The organism is Bradyrhizobium ingae (assembly GCF_055791185.1).
Genome location: NZ_JBVUBB010000016.1, coordinates 1 through 21,197 on the forward strand (window position 1 = coordinate 1; position 21,197 = coordinate 21,197).

The window sequence follows — 21,197 nt, forward strand, 5'->3', positions numbered from 1 at the left end:
CCCCCCCCCCCCCCCCCCCCCCCCCCCCCCCCCCCCCCCCCCCCCCCCCCCTTTTTCGGCAGCGTCAGATGTGTATAAGAGACAGGGCCTGCATATTGTGCGAGCTTCTCGACATCGCCGAGATCGCGCACGCCCCATTCCGCGTTGCCTTCGCGCAAGGAGGTGTCGAACACGGCGTTGCTGAGCGCGGTGTGCTTGCCCTCGCGCTTGAAGGGACCGTAGAGGAACAGCGTGCCGCCGGGCCGTAAATAGCGACCGACACCATCGAACAGCCCCTCGGCCACGTTCCACGGCGCGATGTGGATGACATTGGCGCAGAACACCGCCGCAAGATCCCTTGGACCTTCCTTGGACCCCTCGCCGCCCTTCATCTCCGGACACCAGTCGGGATCGGACAGATCGATCCGCAATGGCGGCCGGATGTTCGGCAGGCCTGAATGGACGCGCCAGGCCTCGATGCTTTTCAGGTGCCGCTGGTTGAGGTCGCTCGGCCACCAGACGAGATCGGGCGTATGGCGAGCGAAATGGACCACATGCTGGCCGGTTCCGCTGCCGACCTCGACCACGTCGCCGAGGCGCCCGGCGAGATGCTTCTCCAGCGCCGCCCAGATCGGCCCGTGATTGCGATGGAACGCCGGTGCATCAAGCCGCCCATCGGGCTCGACCCGCCCGCCGTCCTTGCCAAATTCGACGACATATTCAGCCAATTGAGGCCCCCGGAAAAACGACAACGAGATAAAAACGCCGCTGGACGCCAAGACGTCCCAAAAATCACAGGCCCGTCAGGGCCCAATCTGCAGAACAAATAATCTCTCTTGGTGCAACGCGGAAGATATTAACTCCAACTTGCGACCTGAATCGTCGCGATTGTCAGGCGGTGCCCTTTGTGCTTTGAGCACTATATTTCGCAAACGCAATCATCGACATAACGCCTCGGACCGACGCCTTGACCGCCTTTCCCCGGAAGCCCGCTCTGGTCTTCATTCTGGCCACCCTCGCCGCGATGGCCACAGCGCCCGCGCGCGCCCAATCCACCGCCGAGGGCCAGAAACTCGCCTTCGACCGCAGCAAGGGCAATTGCCTGACCTGCCACGTGATCAGGGGCGGCGACCTGCCCGGCACGATCGGGCCGGAGCTAAAGGACATCAAGGCAAAATACCCCGACCGCAACGAGCTGGTCGCGATCCTCGTCGACGAGACCAAGCGCAATCCGCAGACGATGATGCCGCCGTTCGGACGGAACCGGCTTTTGACCGAGCAGGAAATCAACGCGATCGTTGATTTCCTCCAGACCCTGTGATGGCGCCGATACAAGGGATCGCCGAGACGATCGACCAGGAGACTGAGATGAATGCAACGACCGGCCTTCTCGCGACGCGGCGCCTGATCCTGCAAGGCGCGGCCTCCGTCGCGCTGATCGGCCTCGGCAATCTGCCGTTCGCAAGCGCACCGGCGCGTGCCGCAGCCAACGACAAATATCCGGAAGAGGCATTCAAGCAGAAGAGCGAGGCCGACGCGATCAAGGCGCTCTATGGCAAGACGGCCGAGCCGTCCGACAAGATCAAGCTCGATGCGCCCGAGATCGCCGAGAATGGCGGCGTGGTGCCGATCTCGGTGACGACGACGCTCGAGAAGGTGACCTCGATCTCGTTCTTCGTCGCCGAGAACCCGAACGCGCTGGCGGCGAGCTACAAGATTCCCGACGGTACGATTCCGAGTGTCGCCAACCGGCTGAAGATGGCGAAGACCACCAACGTGGTCGCGATCGTCGAGGCCGACGGCAAGCTCTTCAGCGCGACCAAAGAGGTCAAGGTCACCGTCGGCGGCTGCGGCGGCTAGGAGATAAAGTCCGATGGCATCAAGCATTCGCGTACGCGCCACCGCCAACGGCGACATCACCGAGGTGCAGGCATTGATCCAGCACCCCATGGATTCGGGCTTCGTCAAGGACACCAAGGGTGAGCTGATCCCGGCGCATTTCATTCAGGAGCTGAAGTTCGAATGTAACGGCAAGGACGTATTCGTCGCCGATTGGGGCCCTGCAGTCTCCAAGGACCCCTACGTCAAGTTCAGCTTCAAGGGGGCCAAGAAGGGCGACGACCTCAAGATCAGCTGGGTCGACAACAAGGGTGCGTCGGATACGACCACCGCGAAGATCTCGTGATGAAGATGCGCTCCGCAATCCGGCTCGGCTCCGCGCTCGTCGCGCTCACGGCGCTTGCCTTCACCGCGCAGCGCGTGACCGCTGCTGACAAGATCGATCCCGCTGCCGAGGCCAAGGCGTTCCAGAACTTCTTCTTCCAGAAATTCCCGAACGTGAAGCACGAGGATTTCGTCAACGGTCCTTATTCCATGAACGAGGACATGAAGCGACAGTGGCAGGAGAAGGAGGAGTTTCCTCCTTACGAGTTCGCGCTCGACGCCGGCAAGGAGATGTTCGCGACCCCGTTCAAGAACGGCAAGACCTACGCCGACTGCTTCCCGAATGGTGGCATCGGCATCCGCCAGAACTATCCCTACTTCGACGAGAAGGAAGGCAAGGTCGTCACGCTCGAGCTCGCGCTCAACCGCTGCCGCGAGGCCAACGGCGAGACGCCCTACTCCTACGTCAAGGACGAGATGGCCTCGCTGACCGCCTACATGGCCTTCACCTCGCGCGGCAAGCCGATGGACATCAAGATCCCCGACGATCCACGCGCGCTTGCGGCCTTTGAGAACGGCAAGCGCTATTTCTACACGCGGCGCGGGCAGATGAACTTCTCCTGCGCGAGCTGCCACGTGCAGAGCCCGGGCGAGCGCATCCGCGCGGAAGTGCTGGCACCGGCGCTCGGCATCATGAACGCTCTGCCGATCTACCGCAGCGAATGGAGCGGCATGGGCACGACCACGCGCCGCCTCATGACCTGCAACAGCCAGACCCGCGCGGTTCCGCTGGAACCGCAATCGGACGAATACCGCGACGTCGAATTTTTCCTGTCCTACGTCGCCAATGGCCTGCCGATTTCCGGGCCGGGAGCACGGCCATGACCGGAATTCGAGCAGTCGCGCTGGCGCTGCTACTTGCGCTTGTCGCGATGCCCGCGCACGCGGCAACCGAAGCCGACTACAAGGCGGCCTATGCCGCAGCGGAAGCGGCGAGCAACGAGGCTGCCGGTTTGCGCAACCAGTGGACCACGACCGTCTCGACGCTGGCGGCCGCGAAGAAAGCCGGCGATGGCGGCGATTTCGACCGTGCGGTCGCCGCCGCCAAGGAGGCCGAAGCGCTGGCGAAAGCCTCGATCTTCCAGGCGACATCGGAAAAAGAAGCCTGGAAGGCGATGGAAATCCGCTAAACTGGCTCGCGTGGAACTGTTGGACGATCTTCTTCTTTAAGGGGCGGAGAATTTGGGATGACCATCCGCCGCCGCGATTTCCTGAGAGCCGCAGGCGCTGCCGCCGTCACGGCCGGACTGCCGCAGCTTGCGCGCGGCGCCGACACCACGAGCATCTACGACCTCGAACGCTTCGGCAATGCGCGCATCCTGCACATCACCGATACGCACGCGCAGCTCAATCCGATCTATTTCCGCGAACCCAGCGTCAATATCGGCGTCAGTGAGATGGCGGGACGGCCGCCGCATCTGGTCGGCCGTGCCTTCCTCGAGCGCTTCGGCATCCGCCCCGACAGCGCGGATGCCTATGCCTTCACCTGCTTCGAGTTCGAGAAGTCCGCAGCCCGCTTCGGCAGGCTCGGCGGCTTTGCGCATCTGAAGACGCTGATCGACCGCTTGCGCAACGACGTCGGCGAACAGCATTCGCTGCTGCTCGACGGCGGCGACCTCTGGCAGGGCACCGGCCTTGCCAACACCATGCAGGGCCGCGACATGGTCGAGGTGGCGAACCTGCTCGGCATCGAGGCGATGACCGGTCATTGGGAGTTCACCTATGGCGAGCAGGCGCTGCGCGACAATCTCGAGCGCTTCAAGGGCGAGTTTCTGGCGCAGAACGTCTTCCTGACCGAGGAAGCCGCGTTCAACGAGGCACGCGCCTTCGACAAGGCGACGGGGCGCGTGTTCAAGCCATCGACCATCAAGGAACTCGGCGGCCATCGCGTCGCGATCATCGGCCAGGCCTTCCCCTACGTGCCGATCGCGCATCCCAAGCGCTTCACGCCGGACTGGACCTTTGGCATCCGCGAGGAGGAATTGCAGAAGCTGGTCGATGGCTTGCGCGGCAATGACAAGGTCGATGCCGTGATCCTGCTGTCGCATAACGGCATGGACGTCGACCTCAAGCTCGCGAGCCGCGTCACCGGCATCGACGTCATCCTCGGCGGCCACACCCATGACGCCGTCCCGCAACCGGTCGCGGTGAAGAACGCGAGCGGCACGACGCTCGTCAGCAATGCCGGCTCGAATGGAAAGTTTCTCGCGGTGCTCGATCTTCAGCTCGCCAAGGGCAAGGTCGGCGATATCAGGTACCATCTCCTGCCGGTCTATTCCGAGCTGTTGAAGCCAGATCCCGCGATGGCCGAGCTGATCGGCAAGGTGCGCGCGCCGCACGTCACCGACTGGTCGGAGAAGATCGCAACGCCCGACCGCCTGCTCTATCGCCGTGGCAATTTTTCCGGTCCCATGGATGAGCTCATCTGCTCGGCGCTGCGCCGCGAGCTCGATGCGGAAATCGCGCTGTCGCCGGGCTTCCGCTGGGGCGTCACCGCGCTCGCCGGCCAGCCGCTCACGCTCGAGGATGTGCTGGCGGAGACCGCGATCTCCTATCCCGAGACCTATGTGCAGGAGATGCTGGGGGCTCAGATCAAGGACGTGCTGGAGGACATCTGCGACAACCTCTTCAATGCCGATCCCTACCACCAGCAAGGCGGCGACATGGTGCGCGCCGGCGGGCTCAATTACACCTGCACACCGACAGCCGCGATCGGCAGCCGCATCGCTGCGCTGACGCTCGACAGCGGCAAGCCGGTTGAGGCGCACCGGCGCTACAAGGTCGCGGGCTGGGCGTCGGTCAACGCGCAGCAAGGCGCGCCCGTCTGGGACGTGGTCGCAAAATATCTGCGCTCGGGCCGGATGCCGGAGAGCAAGAGCACCAGCGTCACGCTCAGGGGCGTCGAGGACAATCCGGGAATTGCAGAACAGGGATGACGCGTTTGCCAAATCGTCGCGCGATGCTGTTGGCGCTGGTCGCCTGGGCTTTGATGCTGCCTGCCTTTGCGCAGCAGGCGCCCTTGCAGGACAAGCCATTCGCAGAGCACAAGATCGTGCTCCAGCTCTCCGACGGCGATGCCAAGAAGCAGGCGCTGGTGCTCAGCGTCGCCAACAATCTCCTGAAAGCCTATGATCCAGACAAGGTCGCGATCGAGGTGGTGGCGTTCGGTCCGGGCATCGATCTCCTGCTCGCCGCCAACGACCACCGCAAGCAGGTCGAGAGCCTGATCGCGCAAGGCGTCCGCTTCGACATCTGCCTCAACACCGTCGACACCATCGAGCGCGATACGGGCAAACGGCCGGATTTCATCCCTTCCGCCACCCCGGTGCAGGTCGGCGTCGGCCAGATCCTGTTCCTGACCGAGAACGGCTACACGCTGGTCAGGCCCTGACTCGCAACCCCCCTCCCCTCGTCGTCCCGGACAAGCGAGCGGAGCGAGCGCTGATCCGGGACCGATAACCACAGGAAGCGGTTTGGCGAAGATTCGGGGTTGCCGGCTCGCGCCACAACTTCTCCCTGGGGGTATGGGTCCCCGCCCTTCGCCGGGACGACGCTGAGTACGTGGGACCAGCTTCGCTCCGGAAAATGACGAGTGCGGCGTGAGTTCACGGTCAGAGAAAAATTATTCCGAAGCTATCGACTTGTGGAGTAGATTACTTCTCTTTTGTGCGGCCTTTGTAGTATGATTTGAAATCATCGACGCCGGGGGTCCGCCATGATCTTCCGCCAATTGTTCGACAGCGTTTCCGGGACCTACAGCTATCTGCTCGCCAGCCGCGCCGGCGGCGAGGCGCTCATCCTCGATCCCGTGCTGGAGAAGGTCGACCGCTACTGCCAATTGCTGCGCGAGCTCGACCTCAAGCTGGTCAAGGCCATCGATACCCACCTGCACGCCGACCATGTCACCGGACTTGGCGAGCTGCGCGACCGCACCCACTGCATGACCATCATGGGCGACCAGAGCAAGGCCGACGTCGTGGCAATGCGGGTCTCCGACGGCGACAAGGTGACGATCGAGGGCATGTCGCTCGACGTGATGTACACGCCCGGCCACACCGACGATTCCTACTCTTATCTCATGGGCGACCGCGTCTTCACCGGCGACACGCTGTTGATCCGCGGCACCGGCCGCACTGACTTCCAGAACGGCTCTTCACGCGCACAATACGACTCGATCTTCAATCACCTGTTGAAACTGCCCGACGAGACGCTGGTCTTCCCCGCACATGACTACAAGGGCGACACCGTCTCCACCATCGGCGAGGAAAGGCGCCACAATCCCCGACTCCAGGTGCGGTCGGTCGACGAATATATCGAGCTGATGGACAACCTGAAGCTGCCCAATCCGAAGATGATGGACGTGGCGGTGCCAGCCAACATGCATGTCGGCCTGCACCAGGAGGAGCTGGAGAAGGAAGGCCGCGCGCTCAGCGCTGTCGACGCGATCCGCGCGCTCGGCCGGCCCGACATCCTCCTGGTCGATCTTCGCGAGACCAATGAGCGCGCCAAGCACGGCATGCTCGAGGGCGCGCTGCATGCGCCCTATCCGTCCATCGAGGAGAGCCTGAAGCCCGGCGGCATGCTGCGCGAGGTGGCGGCCGCCACCGGCCGCCGCGTGCTGTTCTTCTGCGCCTTCGGCGAGCGCTCGGCGATGGCGGTTGCCGCGGCGAAACAGGCCGGGCTCGCCAACACGGCGCATATCGCCGGCGGCATCGACGCCTGGAAGAAGGCGGGCGGTCCCGTGGTGCGGGCGTAGCGGCGGCCCGGCGCCCCGAGCGCTGCTTGAGAAAGGTCAACCAAATCGGAGCGGGGACCGGCTAGCATCTTGCTGATGCATCACCATCCGGAGAAGGTCATGGCCAGGGCCGGCAACAAGACCCAGCCGCCGAAGAAGGCGGATGACACCAAGAAAAAGCCGCAGCCGTCGCGCGATACCGACGACGATTACGAAGACGGCGACATCGCCACCCCCAAGCGCGACCGCTACGGCCCGGATGACGAGCCGCTGTGAGGGGCGCAACGCCCTCCAATGTCGTCCTGGCGAAAGCCAGGACGACTGTCGGGATGCACTGTGCCCGCACTACCTGCCATGCGCCGGCATTCATGGACAAATCACCGGCCGCGCCGATATTTTGCGGTTCCGCCGAAGGAGTGAAACGGAACTGCGATGGCCGACGTTCTTGCCGCACAGCAACAGGGGAAAGCCGACAGCGCGCTGCGCACGCTGACGGGGATCTCGATCGCGCATTGGGTCAGCCATTTCCATATGCTGGTCCTGCCGATGCTGTTTCCCTTCCTCAAGAGCCAGCTCGGCGTCGGCTATATCGAGCTCGGCTTTGCGCTGACCGTGTTCGCAGTGGTGTCCGGGCTGACCCAGGCGCCGATCGGCTATCTCGTCGACCACTTCGGCGCGCGAAAGATCCTGCTGATCGGGCTCGTGATCGGCGGGCTGTCGCTGGCGCTCCTCGGCCTGCACCTGAGCTACGCCTCACTGATCATCTGCGCGGTGCTGCTCGGGCTTGCCAACAGCGTCTATCATCCCGCCGATTACGCGATCCTCGCCGAGCACATGGACGAAGCGCGGATGGGCCGTGCCTTCTCAGTTCACACCTTCGCCGGCTATCTCGGCGGCGCGGTAGCGCCCGCGATCGTCGCCGCGCTCGTCACGGTCTCGGGCGGCGTCGGCGCACTGATCGCATCGGGCGCGATCGGCGTGCTCTGCGCGCTGCTGCTCATCCTGATGAACATTCCCGACGCTGGCGCGCACAGGAAGAAGCCGGGAAACGAAGCCGCGTCAAAGCAGGCGGTCGTCACCCCGTCGCTGATCATGCTGACCGCGCTGTTCATGCTGCTCAGCCTGTCGGTCGCCGGCATCAACAATTTTGGCGTGGTGGCGCTGATGAGCGGCTATGCCGCGTCCTACTCTGCCGCCAATGTCGCGCTGACGGCGTTTCTGGGGGTAAGCGCCGTCGGCGTGCTCGCAGGCGGCTTCCTCGCGGACCGCACCGAACGCCATGGCCAGCTTGCCGCCGCCTGCTTTGCCGCGAACGCCGCGCTCGTGCTGCTGATTGCGCTTGTCGCGCTGCCCGGCTTGCTGCTGACGGTTGCGATGACGCTTGCGGGCTTCCTCTCCGGCGTGATCGCACCTTCGCGCGACATGCTGGTGCGCAATGCGGCACCCGCGGGCGCAGCCGGGCGTGCCTTCGGCATCGTCTCCACCGGCTTCAATATCGGCGGCATCATCAGCCCGCTTCTGTTCGGCTGGATCATGGACCAGAACGCGCCGCACTGGGTGTTCGGAGCCTCGGTCGTGTTCATGGTGGCCACGGTGTTTTTATCGCTGCTGACCGAGCGGCGGGAGCAAGCCGCGCAAATAGCGCGGTCCGGATAGGTCCACCGGCAGCTCAACTCATTCGGTGTCGTCCCGGGTCGCGCAGCGCGAGCCCGGGATCCATAACCACAGGATTGAGTTTGGCGAAAGATCCGTAACCACGATCTCCTGCCACAACCACTCCCTGTGGCTATGGTCCCGGATCAGGGCTCCGCTTCGCTTGTCCGGGACGACAGTTTGCTTTTGGGCCCGACCAACTACGTCGGCGACACCACGCCCTTCAACGCACCGGCCCGCGTGCCGGCCCCATGCGTCAGCCTCGCCTTCTCCGTGTTCGGCCACAGCAAGAGCAGGCCGAGCACGCCGGAGCCGATCATGACCGCGGCGTTGATGCTGTAGCCGGTCAGGTAGCCGTCGACCGTTGAGCCGGCGCGCTGGATCACGCTGCCCATCACGGCCGGAGCGATGATGCCTGCGAGCGTGTAGAGCGCGCCGTAGATCGCGATGACGGCACCGCGCTGCGAGGCAGGAGTAAATTCGCCGAGCATCGGCGGGCAGACGACGTAGATCGCCCCGCACAGGCCCGAGCCGACCACGAGGAGCGTGATCTGCAACCCTGCACCCTGCACGTGCGGCATCGCCGCGATGATAAGGCCGCCGACCACCAGCGGCACCGAGCCGAGGACGCCGCGCGCGATTCGCGTGGTCGCCCCGCGCGCCACCATCACCTGCGAGATCCACCCGGTGAGGATGACGACGGTAGCACCGAATATCCAGGGCAAGATCGAAATGAAGCCCGCATCGGTTTGCGAGAAGCCAAATCCCTTGACGATGAAGGACGTGAACCAGGTGAGCCCAAGCGACAGCGCCCAATAGGCTCCGAAGGTCGCCGCCACGCAGCCGACGAAGGTGCGCGAGGTGAGAAGCCGGACATAGGGAATCTTCGGCTCGGTGGCCGCCAGGAGCTGCGTGTCCTCCAGCGGCCCCTCCTTGCCGAGCGCGAGCCAGGCCGCGACCCAGATCAGGCCGACGACGCCGAGCGCGCCGAAGGCGTAGTGCCAGGAATGATTGACGATCACCCAGTTCAGCGCCGGCACCGCGAGAATAACGCCGAAGGCCGAGCCCTGCGACAGGATCGCGGTCGGCAGTGTGCGCTTCTCGTCTGGAAACCATTTGTAGATCGCGTGTGCGGCGACCGAGAAGCCCGGCCCCTCGCCCGCGCCGAGCACGATGCGGCAGATCACGAGCGTGGTGAAGCTGACGGTGCCGACCATCGGAAACTGCGCCAGCGACCAGATGACCGCGAGCGTCAGCAACACCCAGCGCGTCGGCACCTTGTTGACGATGAAGCCGACCACGATGGTCGAGATCGAGAACAGGATAAAGAAGGAAGAGCCGAGCAGGCCGAACTGCTCCGGCTCGAGCTTCAGGTCGGTCATGATCGGCACACCGGCGAGTCCCACGACGATCTTGTCGGCGAAATTCACCACCATGAAGAGAAACAGGAGAAAAGTGACGGTCCAGGCTCCCTTCGGCGTTACCGTGGCCTTCGTGCTGCCCGCCGCTTTGGGCGTTCCCCGAGCGCTCATATTTCTCCCCGTCTCGCCGTTTCGGCGCTTTTGATTTGGCCGTCTTGCGAGCTAACAACGGCTTGAACGGCAACACAACCCCGACATTTCCGCATCAACTATGCTACCCAGCATTCCAGTTTATTCCGTGCGGCGCCATTCATCGTGCTGAACATCAAAAACCTGTCCAAAAGCTTCTCCTCGGCCGGCGAGCCGGTCCATGTGCTGCGCGGCGTCGATCTCGACGTTCGCTCCGGCGAGCGCGTCGCGCTGACCGGGGAATCCGGCAGCGGCAAGAGCACACTGCTGCACCTGATCGCGGGGCTGGATGGCGCCGATGGCGGCACGATCATGCTCGAAAATACCGACGTGACGGCACTGCCGGACGCAGGGCGGGCAGCGCTGCGACGCGACCGGCTGGGCCTGGTGTTCCAGCAGTTCAACCTGATCCCGAGCCTGTCGATCGAAGACAATATTTCGTTTCAGGCGCGGATCGCCGGCCGGCACGATGCCGCCTGGCACGGCGAGCTGATCGAGCGACTCGGCCTTGGCAAGCTGTTGAGACGCTACCCCGAGCAGCTTTCCGGCGGCCAGCAGCAGCGTGTCGCGATCGGCCGGGCACTCGCGATCAAGCCGTCACTGCTGCTCGCGGACGAGCCGACCGGCAATCTCGATGAGGCAACCGCCGACGACGTGCTGGCGCTGACGCGCGATCTCGTGGCGCGCACCGGCTGCGGTTTCCTGATGGTGACACACAGCCTGCATCTGGCCGGCACGCTCGACCGCCACGTCACGCTGCATGCGGGGCGGATCACATGAGGCGCGCGCTCTGGATTCTCGCAGTCTTGCTCAGCCATTGGCGGCGGCATCCGATGCAGCTCGCGACGCTCCTGATCGGCCTGATCGCGGCGACCGCGCTGTGGAGCGGTGTGCAGGCGATCAACCAGCAGGCGCGCAGCGCCTATGACCGCGCCGCCGCGACATTCGGCGGAGCGCGCACGGCGATGCTGGTTGCGCCCGATGCCGCAACGTTCTCGCAGGACCTGTTCGTTGCGCTCAGTCGCGCCGGCTGGCCGGTCTCGCCTGTCGTGGAGGGCCGCGTCCAGGTCAACGGGCGCTCGTTCCGGCTGCTCGGCATCGAGCCGGTGACGCTGCCGGCCGAAGTCGGCAACGCGCCGAGGCTCGGCGCGTCGGACTTGCGCGCATTCGTCGCCCCGCCCGGCCAGACGCTGGTCGCGCCGGAGACGCTCGCCGACCTCGACGCGACGGAGGGCGCGGCGCCACTGATCAGCAGCGGCGCAAAGCTGCCGCCGCTGCAGGCGCAGCCGCAGCTCGTGCCCGATGTGCTGGTAGTCGATATCGGCGTCGCACAGCGGCTGCTTGGCAAGCAGGGTCAGGTCTCGCGGCTCCTGATCGGCAAGGCCAAGGGCAAGCCTGCGCCGCTCGCGAGCGTCGTCGGCGACCGCTTGCAGCGGATAGAGCCGAGCGCGGAGACCGAGCTCGAACGCCTCACCGACAGCTTCCATCTCAATCTCACCGCCTTCGGCCTGCTGTCGTTTTTCGTCGGGCTCTTCATCGTCAATTCGGCCGTCGGCCTTGCCTTCGAGCAGCGGCTGCCGATGCTGCGCACGCTGCGTGCCTGCGGTGCCTCGGCGCGGATGCTCAACACCGTGCTGGTGGTCGAGCTGGTGGTGCTGGCGCTCGCTGCGGGGCTCGTCGGGCTCGTCTGCGGCTATGTCATCGCCGCGGCGCTGCTGCCGGATGTGGCGGCCTCGCTGCGCGGCCTCTATGGCGCGCAGATTCCGGGCCAGCTTTCGCTGCGCGGCGAATGGTGGCTCGCCGGCATCGGCATCAGCATCATCGGCGCGCTGATCGCGGCAGCAACCAGCCTGATCAAGGCGATGCGGCTGCCGCTGCTGGCCACCGCGCAGCCGCGAGCCTGGCAACAGGCGCAGCGGCGCTGGCTGATCCTGCAGGGCGCGGCTGCGTGTGCGGTGTTCGCGGTCGCGCTGCTTTTGCTACGCTACGGCGATTCGCTGATCGCAGGTTTTGGCGTGCTCGCCGCGCTGATGCTCGGCGCGGCGCTGATCCTTCCCGCACTGCTCGAGATCATCCTGCTCGTCGGCCAGCGCCGCGCGAAGGGGGCGGTTGCGCTGTGGTTCTGGGCCGACAGCCGGCAGCAGCTCTCCGGACTCTCGCTGGCTCTGATGGCCCTGCTGCTCGCGCTCGCCGTCAATGTCGGCGTCTCCACGATGGTGGAAACGTTCAGCCGCACCTTCGTCGGCTGGCTGGACGGGCGGCTCGCCGCTGACGTCTATATCAGCGCACCCGACAACGCGAAGGCGGTTGCGATCCGGGGCTGGCTGCGCGATCGGAGCGAGGTGCAGGCGATCCTGAGCGGCGGGCGAGCAGAGACGCAACTCGAAGGACAGCCGGTGGAGCTGTTCGGCCTGCCCGACCATCCGCTCTATCGCGAGCGCTGGCCACTTCTGGAAGCCGCGCCGCGCGCCTGGACGCAGCTCGTGCCGGGTGATGCCGCCTTCGTCAGCGAACAATTGAGCCGGCGATTGAACCTGCGCGTCGGCGACGTCATCGAGATCCCCGCGCCCGGCGGCAACTGGGTGCTCGATATTGCGGGCATCTATGCCGACTACGGCAATCCCAAGGGACAGCTCGCCGTGAACGTCGCGGCGCTGATCCGGCGCTTTCCGCAAACACCGCAGACGCGGATCGGACTGATCGTGCCGCGGGACAAGATCCCCGGCCTGATCACGGCTCTACAAAAGCAGTTTGCCCTCGACGACCGCAGCGTTGCCGACCAGGCAACGGTGAAGGCGGAGTCCATCCGTATCTTCAACCGCACCTTTGCGGTGACGGGAGCACTGAACGCCTTCACTCTCGGCGTTGCCGGGATCGCGCTGCTGACCAGCCTGCTGACGCTTGCCAATTCCCGCCTGCCGCAGCTCGCGCCACTCTGGGCGATGGGCCTCACCCGGTCGCGCCTAGCCGCGATCGAGCTGACCAAAACGCTGGCGGTCGCGCTGTTCACGGCACTGCTGGCATTGCCGCTGGGACTCGTCGTGGCCTGGTGCCTGATCGCGATCGTGAACGTGAAAGCGTTCGGCTGGCGCCTGCCGTTCCACGTGTTTCCGCTGCAACTGGTGGAGCTGGTCGCGGTCGCACTATTCGCCTCGCTGCTCGCCGCATTGTTGCCGGTCGCGCGGCTCGCGCGCATGCAGCCCGCGAATCTGGTGAAGGTGTTTGCCAATGAGCGCTGACCAAGTATCGCGGCGCGCATTTGCCGGCGGCCTCGCCGCGCTGGCATTGTCGCGCAGCGCATTCGCTCAAGGCTATGCCGGCCTCGGTGAGAGCGTGGATGGCTTTGCACAGGTGGCGCCTGGAAAAGTGTTCTCCTTCCCCGCCGATCACGGTCAACATCCCGACTTCCGCATCGAGTGGTGGTATCTCACGGCGAACCTCGTCGACGCCAATGGCGCGGCTTGCGGCCTGCAATGGACGCTGTTTCGCCAGGCCGCCGAGGCCGGGCCGCAGCGCGAGGGGTGGGCCAATCAGCAGCTCTGGATGGGACATGCCGCGGTGACCCGCGCCGACACCCACCGCTTCAACGAGATGTTCGCGCGCGGCGGCGTCGGGCAGGCAGGCGTGGAGGCAAAGCCATTCGCGGCCTGGATCAACGACTGGGAGATGAAGGGCACTGAGAGCACCGATGATAGCAAGCTGGCGCCGCTGGCGTTGAAGGCGTCAGGCACCGATTTCAGCTATGCACTGACGCTTCAGGCTGATCGTCCGGTGGTGCTGCAAGGCGATGGTGGTTTCAGCCGCAAATCCGAGCGCGGCCAGGCGTCGTATTACTACAGCCAGCCATTCTTCCGCGCGCGCGGCAGCCTCGTCATCGACGACAGGACGGTCGATGTGTCGGGGCAGGCCTGGATGGACCGCGAATGGAGCAGCCAGCCACTTGCCTCCGACCAGACCGGCTGGGACTGGCTGTCGCTGCATCTCTCATCGGGCGACAAGCTGATGCTGTACCGGCTGCGGCAGAAGGACGGCAAGGACGATCCGTTCGGCAACTGGATTTCGTCCGACGGCCGTACGCAGCAGATCTTTGCCGCCGACATCCAGATGACACCGAAAGGATGGGCCGAGGTCGCGGGGCGCAAACTGCCGGTGGAATGGCAGATCGCGATTCCTTCGCGCTCGTTTTCGATTTCCTGCAAGCCGCTCAATGCCAAAGCCTGGATGGGCACCGGCTTTTCCTATTGGGAAGGGCCGATCAGCTTCGCCGGCAGCCATGACGGCGTTGGCTATCTCGAGCTGACGGGCTATTGAGCGTCCGGCGACTTCCAAAGCGCGATGAGATTTGTCATCGCGCTTTGGGCTTGTTGTTTGCGCATGATCTTTCCGGAAAACCGCTTCACACTTTTCCGGACCATGCTTTAGGGGACCCCGTCGATGTATCATCTCACCGCGCTCGTCACGCTGCTGGCAGTGGCGTTCTGCTTCTTCACCGGCATCAACGTCGCGCGGTCACGCGCGAAGACCGGCGTCAAGGTGCCCGCGATGTCGGGCCATCCCGACTTCGAGCGCGCCTTCCGCATCCAGATGAACACGCTGGAATGGATGCCGATCTTCCTGCCATCGCTCTGGCTGTTCGCGATCTATGTCAGTGATGGAATCGCGGCCGCAATCGGCGCGATCTGGATCATCGGCCGCATCGTCTATTTCATCGGCTATTCGAAGGAAGCCGCCAAGCGCGGCCCCGGCTTCGCCATCCAGGCCTTTGCCAGCATCGCGCTGTGGGTAGGCGCGCTTGGCGCGGTGGTTTGGCGGGTGGTGTGATTGAGGCAGGTCGTAACCTCAATCACAGCCGTCGTCCCGGACAAGTGCAGCGAAGCGGAGCGCAGATCCGGTATCCATAACCACAGGGAGCGGCTGTGGCGCGAGGGTCTCAACCCCGAGTCTTCGCCAAATTACTTCCTTGGGGGTATGGGGTCCCGGCCTTCGCCGGGACGACACCGGAGTTGTCGCGCCGCTCTCGCGTCACTTCGTCAGCGGGCAGCCGCTTTCCTTGGCGGTGAAGAACGCCTTGTCGCCGGGAACAGTTGCGAGCAGCTTGTAATAATCCCAAGGCTTCTTCGATTCCGAGGGCTTCTTGACCTCGAACAAATACATGTCGTGCACCATGCGACCGTTCTCGAGCACCCTGCCTTGCGCGAAGGCGTCGTCGACCGGAAGCTCCTTCAGCTTCTTGGCGACCGCGTCCGGATCCTTGGTGCCGGCGGCCTTGACCGCCTTCAGGTAGCTCAGCGTCGCCGAATAGGTGCCGGCGTGGATCATGCTCGGCATTCGCCCGGTGCGCTTGAAAAAACGTTCGCCGAGATCGCGCGTCTTGTCGTTGAGATCCCAGTAATAGCCCTCGGTGAGCACGAGGCCTTGCGCGGCCTGCAAGCCGAGACCGTTCACTTCCGCAAGCGTCATCAGGAGACCGGCAAGCTTCTGGCCGCCGGTGACGATGCCGAACTCGGCGGCCTGCTTGATCGAGTTGGTGGTATCCAGGCCTGCGTTGGCAAGGCCGACGATCTTGGCCTTGGAGCTCTGCGCCTGGAGCAGGAAGGAGGAGAAGTCCGACGAGTTGAGTGGCACGCGGACCGAGCCGACCACCTTGCCGCCATTGGCGGTCACGATCTCGCTGGTGTCCTTCTCCAGCGCGTAGCCGAAGGCATAGTCGGCGGTGAGGAAGAACCAGGTGTCGCCGCCGGCTTTCGTCAGCGCGCCGCCGGTGCCGACCGCGAGTGCGCGGGTATCATAGGCCCAGTGAAAGCCGTAGGGCTGGCAGGCATCGCCGGTGAGGCGCGATGTCGCAGCACCCACAACGATATCGATCTTCTTCTTTTCCTTGGAGAGCTCGTGGATCGCGAGCGCGACGGAGGAGGTCGTCAGCTCCGTGATCATGTCGACGTTCTCGACGTCGTACCACCGCCGCGCGATGGAGGTGGCGAGATCCGGCTTGTTCTGGTGATCGGCGGTGACGAGCTCGATCTTGTGCCCCAGCACCTCACCGCCAAAATCCTCGATCGCCATTTTTGCGGCTTCGACCGACCATTTGCCGCCGTAATCGGCGTAAACGCCGGACTGGTCGTTGAGGATGCCGATCTTGACGCCTTGCGCGGAGCAAGGTGCCGCAAGCAACACGGACACAGCGGCGGCGGCCAAAAGTGCTGATTTCATATTTATCTCCCAGCAGTTTTCTGTTTTGAAATCGCGCGGATAGTAGTGAAGAACCCCGGCAATGCCCATCCATTTCGGCCTCAGCCGTTAGTATGGAGGGTGGTCACGCCCCAATCTCAACTCGTCGTCCCGGACAAGCGAAGCGGAGCGGAGATCCGGGATCCATACCCACAGGATTGAGTTTGGCGAAGATTCGTGGTTACCAGCCTCGCGCCACAACATGATCCTGTGGTTATGGGTCCCGGCCTTCGCCGGGACGACACTGAGTTGTGGATGCAGCGGTGGCCACAATAACCAATCACGCCCCCGCAACTGCCTTCTTCCCGCGCCCATCCGCCAGGTTGCGCACGATCATGTAGAAGATCGGCGTGAAGACGAGGCCGAACAGGGTGACGCCGAGCATGCCGAAGAACACGGCGACGCCGACGGCCTGGCGCATCTCGGAGCCGGAGCCGGTCGAGACCACAAGCGGCAGCACGCCGAGGATGAAGGCGAAGGACGTCATCAGGATCGGCCGCAGGCGCAGTCGGCACGCCTCGATGACGGCTTCCAGCCGCGGCTTGCCCTCGAGCTCGATGTCGCGGGCAAACTCCACGATGAGAATCGCGTTCTTGGCGGCAAGCCCCACCAGCACGACGAAGCCGATTTGCGTGAGGATGTTGACGTCCTGCCCCATGATGCGCACGCCGATGGTGGCAGCGAGCAGACACATCGGCACGATCAGGATCACCGCGAACGGCAGCGACCAGCTTCCGTATTGCGCGGCGAGCACGAGATAGACGAACAGCACACAGATCGGAAACACGTAGAGGCCGGCATTGCCGCCGGTGACCTGCTGGTAGGACAGGTCCGTCCATTCGAAAGTGAAGCCGCTGGGCAAGGTCTCGTCTGCGAGCTTCTTGATGGCATTGAGCGCGGTGGTCGAGCTCGCGCCCGGCGCCGGCTCCCCCTGCAATTCGGATGCTGCATAGAGATTGTAGCGCGCGACGCGATCGGGGCCCGAGACGTCGCGGAAATCGACAACGCTGCCCAACATCACCATGTCGCCGGAGGCGTTGCGCGTGCGCAGCCGCGCGAGATCGCTGGGTTCCTTGCGGAACGGCAGATCGGCTTGGGCCGTGACGTGATAGGTGCGGCCGAACAGGTTGAAGTCGTTGACATAGGTCGATCCGAAATAGGTCTGGATCGTGTCGTTGATGCCGGCGATGGGAACGCCGAGCTTTTGCGCCTTGGTGCGGTCGATGTCGACGAATAGCTGCGGCGTGTTGGCCGTGAACGGCGAGAACACCGAAGTGAGCTCCGGCGACTTGCGCGCGGCGGCCACCAGCTCGTCGGTCGCTGCCGCCAGCAATTCCGGTCCACGGCCCTGGCGATCCTGGATGCGGATGGTGAAGCCGCCGCCGGTGCCGATGCCGGGCACCGCGGGCGGTGGAATGACGATGATGAAGGCGCCTTCGATTCTGGACAGCCGCTTGCGCAGTTCGGCGGTGATGGCGTTCGCGGACAACCCTTTCTTCAGGCGCACCTCCGGCTCGTCGAACACCGGAAACAGCGCCGCCGCATTGCCGGCCTGCGTGCGCGTCGCGCCCGAGAAGCCGGCGAAGGCGGCGACGCGAACGATGCCTGGCGTGTCCAGCGCGATGCGCTCGATCTCACGCACGATCTCGGTGGTGCGCACGAGCGAGGCTGCGCCCGGCAATTGCACGGAAACGATGACGTAGCCGCGGTCCTGCGCCGGAATGAAGCCCTGCGGGGTGGTCGCGATCAGCCAGCCGGCGCTGCCGATCAACGCGACGTAAATCAGGAGCATCACCGCCGAATGCCGGATCACGAAATTGGCAACGCCGGCATAGCCGCGCGACAGCCGGTCGAACACACGGTTGAAGACGCCTGTGAATGCGCCCCAGCCGCGCGCGACGACATTCCAGCGCGCCGGCGGCCGTTTCTCTTCGTGAGGCGTGAGAATTTGCGAGGCCAGCGCCGGTGACAGCGTCAGTGAGCAGAAGCAGGAGATCGCGGTTGCAACCGCGATGGTGACGGCGAATTGCTGAAAAAATTGTCCGGAAATGCCGCCCAGGAACGCCGTCGGCACGAACACCGCGCACAGCACCAGCGCGATCGAGACCAGCGCGCCGCCGACCTCCTCCATTGTCTTCAGCGCAGCATCGCGCCGGCTCATGCCGTGCTCGAGATGGCGCTCGACGTTCTCGACCACGACGATGGCGTCGTCGACGACGATACCGACGGCAAGCACGAGCCCGAACAGCGTGAGATTGTTGATGGAGAAGCCGAGTGCCGCCATCACCGCGAAGGTGCCGACCAGAGAGACCGGGATCGCGATGATCGGAATAATCGCGGGCCGCCAGCCCTGCAGGAAGACCAGCACCACGATGACCACGAGCAGCATGGCCTCGTAGATGGTCTTGATCAGCTCATGGACGGATTGCGCGATGAATTCGGTCGGGTTGTAGCCGATGTTGTAGTCGAGGCCCTTCGGGAAGCTCGTCTTGAGCCTCGCCATGGTGTCGGAAATGTTCTTGGCCGTCGCAAGCGCGTTCGATCCGGGGCGCTGGGTGACCAGCATCGCGACCGCCGATTTGCGCAGCAGGAAGCTGTTCGTGGTGTAGGACAGTGCGCCGAGCTCGATGCGGGCGACGTCGCGCAGCCGCACCGTCCGGCCGTCGGAACCGGCCTTGATCAGGATATCCTCGAATTGCCTCTGATCCTTCAGCCGCCCCGTGAAGGTCAGGTTCGGCTGGAAAGCGCGGTCCGCGATCGGCGGCTCGGCGATCTGGCCGCCCGCGATCTGCACGTTCTGTGACCGGATCGCCGCAAGCACCTCGGTCGATGTCAGCCCGAGATTGGCGATACGATCGGGATCGAGCCACAGCCGCATCGAATAGTCGCGCGCGCCAAAGATCTGGATGTCGCCGACGCCGTCGAGCCGCAGGAGCTGGTCGCGGACCTGGAGCAGCGCGTAGTTGGAAATGTAGAGCTGGTCGAAAGTGTCGTCGGGCGACAGCATGAACGCGACCATCAGGATGTCGGGCGAGTTCTTGCGCGTCGTGACGCCGTTCTGCTGCACTTCCGCGGGCAGGCGCGGCTGCGCGATCGCGACACGGTTCTGCACCAGCACCTGGGCCTTGTCGAGATCGGTGCCGAGCTTGAAGGTGACGGTGATGGTGAGCTGACCGTTCGATGTCGCCTGGCTGTAGAGATACAGCATGTCCTCGACGCCATTGATCTCCTGCTCGATCGGAGCGGCGACCGTGTCGGAGACGGTCTGGGCGGAGGCGCCGGGATATTGCGTGGTGACGACGACCGTGGGCGGCACGACCTGCGGATATTCGGAGACCGGCAGCGTGGTGTAGGCGATCGCGCCGACGATCAGCAGCACGATCGACAGCACCATCGCCAGGATGGGCTGGTTGATGGAGAGGCGGCCGAGGTTCATGATTTGCCACCCGCGGGCGCTTGAGCCTGATGCGGGTTGACCTTGGCGCCGACGCGGGCGCGCTGAATGCCGTCGACGATGACACGGTCGTCGGCCTTCAGCCCTTTGCGGATCACGCGCAGCCCTTCATCGAGAGGACCGAGCGTCACGGGCCGCGCCTCGACAGTGTCATCCGGCTTGACCACGAAGACGATCTTGCGGGATTGATCGGTCGCCACCGCGACGTCTGGAATCAGCAGCGCCTCGTAGGGCGCGCTGCCGATCAGCCGCACGCGGCCGAACTGGCCGGGCAGGATCGAGAGGTCGGTATTCTTGATGACGGCGCGACTGCGCAGTGTGCCGGTGGAGACGTCGAGGCGGTTGTCGAGGAAATCGATGGTGCCGTCATGCGACGGCTTGATCTCGCCGGCCAGCGTCACCTGCACCGGATTCGGCGTATCGCGCGAGCTCGGGCGCTTGCCCTCGAACCAGAGCTTGCTGTTCTTGATGTAGGTCGCCTCGTCCATGTCGAAATAGATGTAGATCGGATCGAGCGACACGATCGAGGTCAGCAATGTCGACGTGCCGGTATCGCTGCCCTGGACCAGATTGCCGGGACTGACGAGATGACGGCTGACGCGGCCGGTGAGGGGCGCCGCCACATGGGTGAACTCGATATTGAGCTTGGCGGCCTTCAGCGCGCCTTCGGCCTGCATCTCTGCGGCGTGCGCGGCTTGCAGGGCCTGGCGACGCTGGTCGACGACCTGTTCGGAGACGGCGCTGGTCTGGACCAGGTTCAGGCCGCGATCGAGCTCGCGCTTGGCAAGCTCCACCTTGGCGCGTGCGTCCGAGAGCTGACCGTCCGCCTGCTCGGCGACCGCCTCGAACGGACGCGAGTCGATGACATAGAGGAGATCGCCGGCATGAACGATCGCGCCGTCCTGGAATTCGACCGAGGTGACGAAGCCGCCGACCCGCGGGCGCACCTGCACCTCTTCTACTGCCTCGAAGCGGCCGGTGAATTCTTCCCAATCGGTGACGGTGCGCTTGACCGGCTGAGCGACCGTGACGGAAGGCGCTGGGGGAGCTGCCGCTTGCGTAGCCGGCTTCTCGCAGCCGGCGAGGAGGCTGGCCGTCGTCAGCACCATGAGAAAGGGACGCAGCGCAGATTGCCGTCGGACTGGACGCTGCCTCAGGTGCGGCTCGCTCATGTCTTGCCCCCTTCCTTGGTGGCTGCGGCGACCAACAGGGTAGTCTCTTACCCGCAGGCGGCACAAGATGGGTTTCAATGATGAACTCTTCAAGACGAAGGCGACGCAAGCCTGGGCCTCAGGCCCTAGCCGGATGATGGGTTGACAGGTAGAAGGCCGGCCGCGCGATGGCCGGGCTTGTCCCGGCATGAGCACCTCTGGTC

Annotated in this window: 19 protein-coding genes; 14 read left to right on the forward strand and 5 right to left on the reverse strand. The window is 64.5% G+C overall.

From position 1 onward, the window contains the following. The coding region (locus ACV1FX_RS22310; protein ID WP_473119712.1) for a DUF938 domain-containing protein at positions 1-707 on the reverse strand (707 nt) is incomplete at its 3' end. Between the two features lie 239 nt (positions 708-946). Here ACV1FX_RS22310 and soxX point away from each other — a divergent pair. The 10 genes from soxX (at position 947) to ACV1FX_RS22360 (ending at position 8,593) form a co-directional block, all read left to right on the forward strand. Continuing rightward, positions 947-1,300, forward strand: a complete 354-nt coding sequence (gene soxX / locus ACV1FX_RS22315; protein ID WP_473119713.1) for a sulfur oxidation c-type cytochrome SoxX — start codon at positions 947-949, stop codon at positions 1,298-1,300. Between the two features lie 47 nt (positions 1,301-1,347). Further along, positions 1,348-1,839, forward strand: a complete 492-nt coding sequence (gene soxY, locus ACV1FX_RS22320; protein ID WP_473119714.1) for a thiosulfate oxidation carrier protein SoxY — start codon at positions 1,348-1,350, stop codon at positions 1,837-1,839. Positions 1,840-1,852: 13 nt separating this feature from the next. Next, positions 1,853-2,164: a thiosulfate oxidation carrier complex protein SoxZ gene (soxZ, locus tag ACV1FX_RS22325; RefSeq protein ID WP_473119715.1), complete on the forward strand. Its 312-nt coding sequence runs from the start codon at positions 1,853-1,855 to the stop codon at positions 2,162-2,164. Then, positions 2,164-3,027 carry a sulfur oxidation c-type cytochrome SoxA gene (soxA, locus tag ACV1FX_RS22330; RefSeq protein WP_473119716.1) on the forward strand — a complete coding sequence of 288 codons (864 nt, stop codon included), beginning with the start codon at positions 2,164-2,166 and terminating at the stop codon, positions 3,025-3,027. Before soxZ ends, soxA begins: the two co-directional genes overlap by 1 nt. Further along, complete coding sequence (locus ACV1FX_RS22335; protein WP_473119717.1) at positions 3,024-3,332, forward strand: hypothetical protein; 309 nt, start codon at positions 3,024-3,026, stop codon at positions 3,330-3,332. Before soxA ends, ACV1FX_RS22335 begins: the two co-directional genes overlap by 4 nt. Positions 3,333-3,389: 57 nt before the next feature. After that, entirely contained in the window at positions 3,390-5,138 is a 1,749-nt protein-coding gene (gene soxB / locus ACV1FX_RS22340; RefSeq protein ID WP_473119718.1) for a thiosulfohydrolase SoxB, read from the forward strand. Then, positions 5,135-5,593 carry a DsrE family protein gene (locus ACV1FX_RS22345; RefSeq protein WP_473119719.1) on the forward strand — a complete coding sequence of 153 codons (459 nt, stop codon included), beginning with the start codon at positions 5,135-5,137 and terminating at the stop codon, positions 5,591-5,593. Before soxB ends, ACV1FX_RS22345 begins: the two co-directional genes overlap by 4 nt. 324 nt (positions 5,594-5,917) lie before the next feature. Continuing rightward, positions 5,918-6,958 (forward strand): MBL fold metallo-hydrolase, encoded by a 1,041-nt coding sequence (locus ACV1FX_RS22350; protein WP_473119720.1) that lies wholly within the window; start codon positions 5,918-5,920, stop codon positions 6,956-6,958. Positions 6,959-7,057: 99 nt separating this feature from the next. Continuing rightward, positions 7,058-7,213: a hypothetical protein gene (locus tag ACV1FX_RS22355; protein WP_473119721.1), complete on the forward strand. Its 156-nt coding sequence runs from the start codon at positions 7,058-7,060 to the stop codon at positions 7,211-7,213. A gap of 156 nt (positions 7,214-7,369) precedes the next feature. Beyond that, a complete protein-coding gene (locus ACV1FX_RS22360) occupies positions 7,370-8,593 on the forward strand; it encodes an MFS transporter (protein WP_473119722.1) in 1,224 nt (407 codons plus the stop codon). A gap of 197 nt (positions 8,594-8,790) precedes the next feature. Here the strand turns inward: ACV1FX_RS22360 and ACV1FX_RS22365 are convergent, their stop codons facing one another. Next, a complete protein-coding gene (locus ACV1FX_RS22365; RefSeq protein WP_473119723.1) occupies positions 8,791-10,122 on the reverse strand; it encodes an MFS transporter in 1,332 nt (443 codons plus the stop codon). A 144-nt stretch (positions 10,123-10,266) separates the two neighbouring features. On the opposite strand from ACV1FX_RS22365, the gene ACV1FX_RS22370 reads away from it, so the two are divergent. From ACV1FX_RS22370 to ACV1FX_RS22385, 4 genes are all read left to right on the forward strand, one after another. Beyond that, positions 10,267-10,920 (forward strand): ABC transporter ATP-binding protein, encoded by a 654-nt coding sequence (locus ACV1FX_RS22370; protein ID WP_473119724.1) that lies wholly within the window; start codon positions 10,267-10,269, stop codon positions 10,918-10,920. After that, on the forward strand, positions 10,917-13,379 hold the full coding sequence (locus ACV1FX_RS22375) for an FtsX-like permease family protein (protein WP_473119725.1): 2,463 nt from the start codon (positions 10,917-10,919) through the stop codon (positions 13,377-13,379). Before ACV1FX_RS22370 ends, ACV1FX_RS22375 begins: the two co-directional genes overlap by 4 nt. After that, positions 13,369-14,451, forward strand: a complete 1,083-nt coding sequence (locus ACV1FX_RS22380; RefSeq protein WP_473119726.1) for a lipocalin-like domain-containing protein — start codon at positions 13,369-13,371, stop codon at positions 14,449-14,451. The genes ACV1FX_RS22375 and ACV1FX_RS22380 overlap by 11 nt, the downstream gene beginning before the upstream one ends. 123 nt (positions 14,452-14,574) lie before the next feature. Next, on the forward strand, positions 14,575-14,961 hold the full coding sequence (locus ACV1FX_RS22385) for an MAPEG family protein (protein ID WP_473119727.1): 387 nt from the start codon (positions 14,575-14,577) through the stop codon (positions 14,959-14,961). Between the two features lie 201 nt (positions 14,962-15,162). On the opposite strand, the gene ACV1FX_RS22390 is transcribed toward ACV1FX_RS22385, so the two are convergent. The 3 genes from ACV1FX_RS22390 to ACV1FX_RS22400 all read right to left on the reverse strand — a co-directional run bounded on the left by ACV1FX_RS22390 (position 15,163) and on the right by ACV1FX_RS22400 (position 20,931). Next, positions 15,163-16,350 (reverse strand): ABC transporter substrate-binding protein, encoded by a 1,188-nt coding sequence (locus ACV1FX_RS22390; RefSeq protein ID WP_473119728.1) that lies wholly within the window; start codon positions 16,348-16,350, stop codon positions 15,163-15,165. Between the two features lie 298 nt (positions 16,351-16,648). Beyond that, positions 16,649-19,804: an efflux RND transporter permease subunit gene (locus ACV1FX_RS22395; protein WP_473119729.1), complete on the reverse strand. Its 3,156-nt coding sequence runs from the start codon at positions 19,802-19,804 to the stop codon at positions 16,649-16,651. After that, positions 19,801-20,931 (reverse strand): efflux RND transporter periplasmic adaptor subunit, encoded by a 1,131-nt coding sequence (locus ACV1FX_RS22400; RefSeq protein ID WP_473119855.1) that lies wholly within the window; start codon positions 20,929-20,931, stop codon positions 19,801-19,803. Before ACV1FX_RS22400 ends, ACV1FX_RS22395 begins: the two co-directional genes overlap by 4 nt. Positions 20,932-21,197 lie beyond the last annotated feature (266 nt).